Source organism: Thalassobacterium maritimum (assembly GCF_031127805.1).
GTDB lineage: Bacteria > Verrucomicrobiota > Verrucomicrobiia > Opitutales > Coraliomargaritaceae > Thalassobacterium > Thalassobacterium maritimum.
The window spans coordinates 1-1,411 of the sequence record NZ_JARXHW010000141.1 but is presented as its reverse complement, the minus strand read 5'-3'; the positions used below and the strand labels follow the sequence as shown (position 1 = coordinate 1,411).

At 50.5% G+C, this 1,411-nt stretch carries 2 protein-coding genes; one reads left to right on the top strand and one right to left on the bottom strand.

Annotated features, from left to right (window positions below):
- Positions 1 to 245 (bottom strand): hypothetical protein (locus QEH52_RS19660; RefSeq protein WP_308952664.1); only part of this gene is annotated, 245 nt, incomplete at its 3' end.
- Here QEH52_RS19660 and QEH52_RS19655 point away from each other — a divergent pair.
- Positions 126 to 1,136 (top strand): IS110 family RNA-guided transposase, encoded by a 1,011-nt coding sequence (locus QEH52_RS19655; protein ID WP_308952663.1) that lies wholly within the window; start codon positions 126 to 128, stop codon positions 1,134 to 1,136. The genes QEH52_RS19660 and QEH52_RS19655 overlap by 120 nt on opposite strands.
- Positions 1,137 to 1,411 lie beyond the last annotated feature (275 nt).

The window sequence follows — 1,411 nt, the reverse complement described above, 5'->3', positions numbered from 1 at the left end:
AACGTAGATGGGATGAGAAGGTTTGAGGTCGCGCCAGCGATCTGGGATCTTGTTCGTCTATGAAAACTAAACAATACAGAACGATAATCGGCGTCGACCTCGGCGATAAGAAACATCATGTTTGCATCACTGACAAGACCGGAAATATCCTTTGCGAGAAAACGGTAGCTAATAATAAGGAGCGTTTGTCCAAATTCGCCCATGAACATCGCGGCGCTCTTTTCGCGATCGAGGTGGGCACGCATAGTCCGTGGATTAGCCGGTTGCTCGAATCGAGCGGCTGCAGCTGTCTTGTCGCGAATGCCAGGAAGCTGCGTGCGATCTACCAGAACGATCGCAAATGCGATGAATATGATGCCCGTATGCTGGCAAAGCTGGCACGGGTGGACCCCGAACTGCTGAGCCCGATCCAGCATGGATCGGAGGCACGCCAGTTGCACCGTTTGAGTATTACCCTACGTGACTCCTTGGTTCGCCAGCGGGTAAACATCATCAGCACCATACGTTTCTCCCTCAAATCCCTAGGTGTGCGTATCTCTGGATGCTCGACGCCGTATTTTGCTGGCCGCTGTCGTGCGGAACTCGAGGGCATGCCCTTGCTGGAGACCTTGGAAGCGTCTCTTGATGCCATCGAAGGATTGAACTCGCAGATTAAAGCCCTGGACAAGCAAATCGCTAAGACCGCCGCAGAGCATTACCCAGAGACTAAGCTTCTAGAGCAGATTGGAGGCGTCGGTCCGATTACTTCTTTGAGCTTCGTGTTGGCGATCGGCCAACCCGAACGCTTTGAGGATCCTCGTAACGTGGGTGCTTACTTTGGATTAGTGCCCCGGCGTGATCAATCGGGACAGAGCGATAGGCAACTCCCGATCAGCAAAGCTGGCAATCGAGAGATGCGTCGATTGTTAGTGCAATGCGCCCAATATATTATGGGAAGCTTCGGACCAGACTGCGACCTGCGTAGCTATGGACTGAATCTGGCAGCTAAAGGAGGTAGGTCAGCGAAGCGAAAAGCGGTGATTGCGGTCGCCCGCAAACTGGCCGTGCTGATGCTCATGCTATGGAAAACTGGACAGCCTTACGATCCGCTACGAAATGTGCCCAGTCCGTCGCCTCTGAGTAAAGAGACTGCATGAACTAAACATAAATTTTTTATGGATAAACCAAATCGAATTTTCCGGGGTCACTGCGGCCAGTTCTCAGCATCAACGAATGCGTAACGTAGATAGCAGCCCCCAATAACTTTTAAACAGAAAGCGGAATCAATCGTGCAGCGAGGCTCAAAGCCTTATAACTAGACTGCGAATGGAAGCGCGATTCCGTTTATCCAATATTACAAACAAAATTAGCGATAAACACTCAGCAAAAATGAATTTTTGATCTTTACTTAGAAAACCTTCTCATGGAAGAG